Below are 7,781 nucleotides of genomic sequence, written 5' to 3'. Positions count from 1 at the left end.
GCAGGACGAAGAACGGCGGGGTGAACCAAAGGGCGGCGAAGGGCGTGCGCGGGGTCGCGCCCCGGTCCCAGGGGTAGAGGCCGCCGAGGCTGAGGAGCACCGGCAGCAGCAGGAGGCCGGCGATCGGCAGGAGGCCGAGCAGGCGGCGCAGGGAGGCGGCCATCGCCCCGGCGGCGAAGCCGGCGAGCTCGAGCCCCATCAGCAGCGGCAGGGCGCCGGCCGGCAGGGCGACCAGCACCAGCCAGGCGGCGAGGTAGGAGGGCATGACCGGGCTGCCGGCGGCGCCGGCGAGCGCGCAGACCGCCAGCGCGACGGCGCCGAGGGCGAGGGAGATCGGGCGGCGGCTCACCGGCGCTCTCCGCGCCCGGCATCCGGGCCTCGAGCGGCCGCGACCCCGGCCTGGTCCTCGGCCGGCAGGCTCGCCAGGACCGCGCCCTGGCTCAGCTGCAGGGCGCGCAGGTAGGCGACGATGGCCCAGCGGTCTGCCGGGGGGACCTGGGCGGCGTAGGAGAGCATGGTGCCCTTGCCGTGGCTGATGACGTCGTAGAGGTGGGCGGCCGACGCGGCGCGCAGGCGGGCGTCGTGGAACGAGGGCGGCCGGGGATAGCCGCGCTGCACGATCAGCCCGTCGCCGTGGCCGGTGCCGCCGTGGCACGGCGTGCAGAACACGTCGTAGCGCTCCTGCCCCCGCGCCAGCAGGGCGGGGCTGGCGGAGGCCGGCTGCGGCACCGGCCGGTCGGGGCTGGCGCGGGCGACGGTGCCGGGCACGGGGTGGCGCATCGTCTGGCCCTGCGGGAAGAACGGGTTGCTGTCCCAGGTCTTGGCCTTGGGCTGGCTCACCATGTTGGCCTGGTCGCAGCCCGCGAGCGCGAATGGCAGCAGGAGGAGGGCGGCGCGCCTCACAGCGGCACCCTCCGGACCATCAGCGGGCGCCCCTGCGGCAGGCGCGCCAGGGCCCGCTCGATCCGCTCCGGGTCGAAGCGGGGTCCCGCCGCCTCGAGGGCGAGGAAGAAGCGGTCCTCGCTCGCCCGGGTGAAGCCGGGAATCGCGAAGGCCGGGTGGTTGAGCCGCGGCAGGCGGTTCTGGAACAGCAGCGCCAGCACGGTCGCGAGCCCGCCGCACAGGGTGCCGAAGGACACGCTCGGCACCATGAAGGCCTGCCAGGAGAAGCGCGGCCGCCCGCCGACGTCGAACACGTAGTCGATGCCGGAGGCGTAGAGGCACATCAGCATGAACGCGGTCCCGCCCGCCAGCGCCGTCCCCAGCGCCAGGAGCGGCAGGATCCCGGCCGGGCGCCCGAGGGCGTCGGCGGCCCGGGCCATCGGCACCGGTCCGTAGGTCTCGATCCGGGCACCGTAATCGCGCTCCTTCAGGGCCCGCACGGCCCCGGCGAGGTCGCCGGCATCGTCGAACTCGGCGCTCACGCCCCAGAGCGGCGCCTGCGCGGTCTCGGCGAGGGTCGGTGCCCGCTCGCCGCTCGGCCGCCCGTCCGGGTGCCTCTCGGCGAAGCGCCGGGTCTCGGCGATCGAGACCATCGGCAGGGTGCGCAGGCCGAGGAGCAGGAGGGCGAGGAACAGCCCGACCGAGCCGGCGAGCGTCGCGAGACCCCAGGCGCCCATGGCGTAGGGGTGGGCCGAGGAGGGCAGGAAGTCGTGGCTCAGGGTCACGATCAGCAGCATGAAGTGGTCGCCGAAGCTGCCGATGGCGGCCGCGATGCCGACCAGCGCCACGGCGAGGCCGGAGCGGCGGAACCGGGAGAACCAGAACAGCTGCACCGGCAGCAGGGCGAAGACCACGATGATCCAGAACGCCCAGGCGTGCGAGCCGGCGAGGCGGCGCACCAGCACCGCCCGGTCGAAGGCGTCGCCGTGCAGGAGGCTCGAGAAGATCTCGGTGGCGTAGCAATAGGCCGAGGCGAGGCTCAGGCCCAGCATCAGGCGGGCCATCAGGGCGATGTGCCGCCCGGTGATGAGCGCCTCGAGGCCGAGCGCCCGGCGCACCAGCACCGCCAGCGCCGCGGTGACGCCGACGCCCGAGAGCAGCGAGGCGGCGAGGAAGGTGACCGGCAGCAGGGTGTCGTGCCAGCCCGGCAGCACCGTGCCGGCGAGCATCACCGAGGCCCCGGTCTGGAGCGCCACGACGAGGACGAGGGCCAGCACCGAGAGGGTGCGGGTCGCGACGAGCCAGCGCTCCCAGTGCGTCGCCGCCCCGCGCCAGCCGAGCGCCAGGATGCCGTAGACCTGCGCCTTGAGCAGCGTCGTGCGCCGGCGCCGGCCGCGTCCCGCGTCGGCGGCCCGGCCCTCGGCCAGGGCCGCCTCGAAGGCGCGGTCGCGCAAGGCGGCGAGGTCGGGCAGGAGCCCGACGTACCACAGGCCGAGGCAGACCCCGAGGAAGCTGACGATGTCGACCGCGTCCCAGACCAGCGGCGAGCGGAATTGCGGCCACAGCCCCAGGGTGTTGGGGTAGGGCAGGGTCCAGTAGAACACCCAGGGCCGCCCGAGATGGATGATCGGGTAGAGGGCAGCGGCGGCCGCCGCCAGGATCGCGGTCGTCTCGGCGATGCGGTCGATGCCGGAGCGCCAGGCGGCGCCGGTGAGCCGCAAGGTGGCGGAGGTGAGCAGCGCCCCGCAGGCGATGCCGATCCACCAGTCGTAGGCGACGATGTCGAGGGCCCAGACGACCGGGTTGTTGTTGTGCCAGACCCCGACGCCCTCGAGGAGCAGCCAGGCCAGCGCCGCGGCGAACACGCCGAGGAGCCCGCACGCCCCCGCGAAGGCGATCCACCAGGCCCGCGAGCAGGCGCGGGCCGGGGCCCCGGTCACGGCGCGCCCGATCGAGGCGAAGTCCTCGGCCTCGCCGAGCAGCCCGGCCCGCGGCGGCAGGGGGGTCACGGTGCCGCTCACAGCGCGCCCCCCGGCTTCGCCGTCGCCGCGGCGTCCTCGACGAGGCGGGCGAGATAGGTGGTCCGCGGCCTGGTGTTGAGCTCGGACAGGAGCCCGTAGTTGCGCGGGTCCGCGGCAGCCGCCGCGACGCGGCTGCCGGCGTCGCGCAGGTCGCCGAAGGTGATCGCCCGGGTCGGGCAGGCGCCCTGGCAGGCGGTCTCGACGGCGCCGTCGGGGATCGGGGCGTGGTCGCCCTTCGTCGCGTCGATCCGCGCCGCGGCGATGCGCTGGACGCAGTAGGTGCACTTCTCCATCACGCCGCGGGCCCGCACCGTCACCTCCGGGTTGCGCTGCTGCTGCTGCACCGGGGCCGTGTCGCCGGAATAGTCGAGGTAGTTGAACCGCCGGACCTTGTAGGGGCAGTAGCTCGAGCAGGCCCGGGTGCCGACGCAGCGGTTGTAGACCATCAGGTTCAGCCCCTCGCGGTCGTGAACCGTGGCCTCGACCGGGCAGCCGACCTCGCAGGGCGCCTGCTCGCAATGCATGCAGGGCACCGGCATGAAGTGGGTCTTCGGGGCGTCGAGCCCGCCCTCGTAGTAGCGGTCGATCCTGAGCCAGTGCAGCCAGCGGCCGAGAGCCACCTCCTCCCTGCCCACGACCGGGATGTTGTTCTCGGACTGGCAGGCGGTGACGCAGGCGTTGCAGCCGATGCAGGCGTCGAGGTCGATCACCATGCCCCAGGCGCGCTCGGCCCCGTAGCGGCCCCCGGGCGAGGTCGGGGCCGGGGGATAGAGCGAGGGCAGGGCCTCCCGGGAGGCGACCGGCGTCGCGGCGCCGACCGCCTGCACGCGGACGAAGTCGTGCCCCTCCATCGTGCCGTGGTTCTGGGTCGTCACCGGCGGCGCCCGGCGCCCGGTTGCGGCGAGCGTCGCCTCGGCGATGCGCCAGGGCGTGGCGCTGCGGCGCAAGGGGTAGGCGTCGTAGCCGAGGCCGTCGGCGAGCTGCTCGGGCGTCCGGCGGCCGTAGCCGAGGCTCACCGTGACGGTGTCCTCGGCCTGGCCCGGCTGGATCCAGACCGGCCCCTCGATCCGCCGCCCCTCGGCCTCGAGGGCGACGACATCGCCCTGCCTCAGCTCCTCGCGCTCGGCCAGCACCGGGCTCACCGCGATCACGTTGCCCCACACCACCTTGGTCAGGGGCTTGGGCAGCTCCTGCAGCCAGGCGAGGTTCGAGACGCTGCCGTCCCACACCGTGGGGTCGGGCCGAAACAGCACCTCGACCCGCCGGGCCGGGCCGGCCGGCGAGGCGGCGCGGATGGGGGCCGCCGGTGCCGGGACCAGCGCGCCGACGGGCTCCGGCGGCAGGGCGGTGCCAGCGAGGAAGCCCGCCTGCAGGAAGGCCTCGCGCCGGGCCGTCCAGGCGGCGTCGTCCTCCCCGGGCCGGCGCCAGTGGGCGTCGAGGAGGGCACCGCCGTCCTTCGCCTCGGCATCGGTCAGGATCGAGAGGATCTCCGGCACGGAGCGGCCGTCGTAGAGCGGGCGCACCGTCGGCTGGATCAGCGTCACGGTCCCGTCGAGGGACCGGGCGTCGCCCCAGGATTCGAGCGGGTGGGTGAGCGGCAGGTTCCAGTCGCAGTGGAAGGCGGTCTCGTCCTGGTAGAGCCCGGCATGGATCTTGAGCGGCACCCGGGCGAGCGCCTCGAGGAAGCCGAGGTCGCCGGGGGCGTCGTAGACCGGGTTGACGTCGAGCATCACCAGGGTCTCGACCTCGCCCCGGCGCATCGTCTCGGCGAGGGCCGCCAGGGGCTCGGCGTCGAGGACCGGCACCGGCGCGGTGTGGAACACGGTGCGGCCGGTATTGCCGAAGGCTGCGTTGAGGCGGTGGACCTGGGCCAGCAGCTCCGGCCCGGCCTGGGCGCCGGCCAGCACCACCCCGCTGCCCCGCGCCGCGTCGAGCGCCGCGAAGGCCCTCGCGCGCCAGGCCGCCGCCGGGCCGCTCCGGTCCTGCGCCGCACCGCCCCCGGCCTCGGCCAGGAGGTCGCGGACGATCGCGGCGATCCCGTCGGAGCCGACCGCTAGGGGGGCGTCGGCCTTGGCCGAGGTCAGGCTCGGGCTCGGTCCCGCATGGTGGAGGGCGAGCAGGCGCCGCGCCGCGGCCGCGGCGCGGCGGGCGTCGATCCAGTCCCGCGCCTGGCCGACCTGGCCCGGCCCGGGATCGAGGACGTCGCCATCGAGGGAGACCACGACCCGGGCCCGATCGAAGCGCCAGCGTGTTTCGAGGGGACGGCCGTAGGCGAGGCGAGCGCCCTCGTAGAGGGCCTCGCGCCCGACCGGGGCCGAGACGTGCCAGCGCATGCCGGGGAAGTCCCGGCGCATCGCGGCGATCTGGGCGGCGAGCGACGGCGAGGTCACCGGCCCGGTGAGGAGGTGGAGCCCGCGTCCGCCCGCGGCCGCCTTCAGGGCGGCGAAGCGCCCGGTCATCGCGGCGCGAAAGGCCTGCCACGAGCTCGGCCGGCCGAGATGCTGCGGCGTCTGCAGCCGGAACGGATCGTAGAGCCCGAGCACCGAGGATTGGGCGAACACGTCGGTGCCGCCGCGGCTCCAGGGGTGGTCGGCATTGCCCTCGATCTTGAGCGGGCGGCCGTTGCGCGTGGTGACCGTGATGCCGTTGGCGAACCCGTCGACGAGCGCCGCCGAGGCGTAGGCGAGCGGCGCACCTGGGATGATCCGCTCGGGCTGGCGGACGTAGGGCACCTCCTGCGCGCGCCCGTCGGGCTGGCCGCAGGCGGAGAGCCCGCTCAGCGCGAAGGAGGCGGCCATCAGCTTGAGGAAGCCGCGCCGGTCCGGCGCCGCGGCGAGCCGGGCGGCGGCGGGGTACTCGGTGTCGAGGAAGGCCCGGAACTCGGGCGAATCCGCCACCGCGTCGAGGCTGCGCCAGAAGGCCGGCCCGTTCCCGGCGGCGAGACGGGCGCGGAGCGATGCGAGGTCGGCGCTCATGAGGGGGGGATCCCGCGATCGCTCATCGGTGGCAGATCCCGCACTCGGTCAGCCGCTCGCCGCCGCGGATGTGGTACTGGCGCACCAGTTCGGGCCCGATCTCGGCCTGGTTCGCCGGCGGGCTCCAGGACATGTTGAGGATCTGGTCCTTCGGCCGCACGTACTTCTCGGGGTTGCGGTGACAATCGAGGCAGAAGCTCATCTCGAAGGCGTTGGCCCGGTAGGTGAGCTGCATGTCGGTGACGCTGCCGTGACAGGTCGAGCAGCCGATGCCGTTGGTCACGTGGACCGCGTGGTTGTAGTAGACGTAGCCCGGCAGCTTGTTCAGGCGGGTCCAGACCAGGGGCTGGTCCTTGGCGTAGCTCGCCCGCACCGGCTCCAGCATCTCCGAGCCGGACCAGATCTGGGTGTGGCAGGTCATGCAGGTGTGGGTCGGCGGGATGCCGGCCGTGGCCTGGGTCTCGACCGTGGTGTGGCAGTAGCGGCAGTCGATCTTCAGCTCGCCCGAATGGTGCTTGTGGCTGAACGGCACCGGCTGGGCCGGCGCCACCCCGACCCCGGTGACGTAGGAGGAGCGCACGAGACCCGCTCCCACCACCGGGAGCGCCGCCAGGCAGGCGGCGCCGGTGAGGAGCGCGAGGCGCAGGAGGGCGTCGGCGCCCGGCGCGAAGAGCTGGCGCACGGCGTCAGGCCCCGGCCCGCACGGGCACGCCGCGACGCGGACCCGCCGGGCCGCCCTGGTTCAGGGCACGCGTCACGCTCTGCACGCCGTCCTCGTCATGCCGACACCGCTTCAGATCGGAACGATGCCAGGCTACGTGGCGCGGGGCCTGGCCATGGCCAGATGCCCCTGAGACGGGAAAGACGGGAGTCCCGCGCGACGCGGCCGCCGCCCGGTGGTGAAAACGATGCGTGCGCAAGAACCTGGGCGGCCTGGCGCGGGGCGGTGCCGCTCGGGGTGCGACAGCGTGGCGTCCGCGCGCCGGGCCGCGAACGCGCCGCGCCTCACGCCTCGGCGGAGCGGGGCTCGACGGCCCGCACCATCAGGGTAGCGCCCGCGCCGTAGCCGGGCGGCGGGGCGTCCGGGATCGGCCGGAAGCCGTGGCGGCGCCAGAAACCGGCGGCGGTCCCGACCGCGACGAGGACCGCCTCGGGCAGACCGCGCCGCGCGGCCTCCCCCAGCATCAGGTCGACGAGCGCGCCGGCGGCGCCGCACCCCCTGGCCTCCGGCCGCAGCGCGACGTCGTGGATGCACCAGGCGCCCGCCGGCTCCGGCAGGGCGCCGAGGAGGGCGTCGAGGTCCGGCACCGTCCGGGCCCGCCAGGGATGGCCGACGGCATAGCCGAGGACCGCGGCCCCGCCTCTGGCGAGGATGAAGCAGCCGTCGGGACAGAGCCGCAGGCGCTCGGCGACCACGGCGTCCTCCTCCGGGTAGGCCGGGTGGACGAGGGCGGCGATGACGGAGACGGCCGGCAGGTCCGCCGCCCGCATCGGCCGCCAGCAGGGCCTGCGCTCGCTCAGCGGGGGGCCTCGTACTTGAACTCCGGGGCGGCGAGGAGCTGCGCCTTGGTCAGCCGCACCTCGGCCTCCGCCACCGTGCCGTCGCGGGTCGCCAGCACGGTGGCGCGGCCCCGGGGCTGATCCGGCGCCGCGACCGAGCCGGTCGCGTCGTCGACCGTGCCGCTGCGGCGGGCCGGCACGGCGGCGAGCGCCTGGTCGGTCACGGTCGCGCCCGGCATCGTCGTCGGGCCGGCGGTTTGCGCGGCGGCGTCGCTCGGCGCGCGCTCCGGCGTGGTGTGCGAGGGCGGCGCCCCCGCCGCGGCGCTCCCGGTGTTCCAGGCCAGCTTGTCGAAGGGCACCGCCACGGCCTTCTGGCCGATGCCGAGGAAGCCGCCGACGCCGA

General features: G+C 75.3%; 5 protein-coding genes and 2 pseudogenes. All 7 read right to left on the bottom strand.

From position 1 onward, the window contains the following. Positions 1 to 349: pseudogene (locus VQ02_RS09265) on the bottom strand (hypothetical protein); the annotation flags it as partial. After that, a complete protein-coding gene (locus tag VQ02_RS09260) occupies positions 346 to 903 on the bottom strand; it encodes a c-type cytochrome (RefSeq protein ID WP_048443893.1) in 558 nt (185 codons plus the stop codon). The gene VQ02_RS09260 and the pseudogene VQ02_RS09265, both read right to left, overlap by 4 nt. Beyond that, positions 900 to 2,891 (bottom strand): quinol:electron acceptor oxidoreductase subunit ActD, encoded by a 1,992-nt coding sequence (locus VQ02_RS09255; protein WP_048443895.1) that lies wholly within the window; start codon positions 2,889 to 2,891, stop codon positions 900 to 902. Before VQ02_RS09255 ends, VQ02_RS09260 begins: the two co-directional genes overlap by 4 nt. Before the next feature lie 8 nt (positions 2,892 to 2,899). Then, positions 2,900 to 5,878, bottom strand: coding sequence for a TAT-variant-translocated molybdopterin oxidoreductase (locus VQ02_RS09250; protein WP_048443892.1), 2,979 nt, complete (start codon positions 5,876 to 5,878; stop codon positions 2,900 to 2,902). A 22-nt stretch (positions 5,879 to 5,900) separates the two neighbouring features. Continuing rightward, the gene (locus VQ02_RS09245; RefSeq protein ID WP_048443891.1) at positions 5,901 to 6,560 is read right to left on the bottom strand and encodes a cytochrome c3 family protein; all 660 of its coding nucleotides are present in this window, start codon (positions 6,558 to 6,560) and stop codon (positions 5,901 to 5,903) included. A 323-nt stretch (positions 6,561 to 6,883) separates the two neighbouring features. Next, complete coding sequence (locus tag VQ02_RS09240; protein ID WP_053080296.1) at positions 6,884 to 7,369, bottom strand: GNAT family N-acetyltransferase; 486 nt, start codon at positions 7,367 to 7,369, stop codon at positions 6,884 to 6,886. A gap of 26 nt (positions 7,370 to 7,395) precedes the next feature. Next, a pseudogene (locus VQ02_RS38100) lies at positions 7,396 to 7,781 on the bottom strand (PRC-barrel domain-containing protein); the annotation flags it as partial.

The sequence above is a fragment of the Methylobacterium variabile genome, from assembly GCF_001043975.1.
GTDB lineage: Bacteria > Pseudomonadota > Alphaproteobacteria > Rhizobiales > Beijerinckiaceae > Methylobacterium > Methylobacterium variabile.
Note: the sequence above shows the minus strand (reverse complement) of the source record. Positions and strands in the feature narration are given on the sequence as shown.

Excerpts from the sequence above, each read along its gene's own strand:
- VQ02_RS09250 (WP_048443892.1), bottom strand. The coding sequence starts at position 5,878 with ATGAGCGCCGACCTCGCATCGCTCCGCGCCCGTCTCGCCGCCGGGAAC.
- VQ02_RS09240 (WP_053080296.1), bottom strand. The coding sequence starts at position 7,369 with ATGCGGGCGGCGGACCTGCCGGCCGTCTCCGTCATCGCCGCCCTCGTC.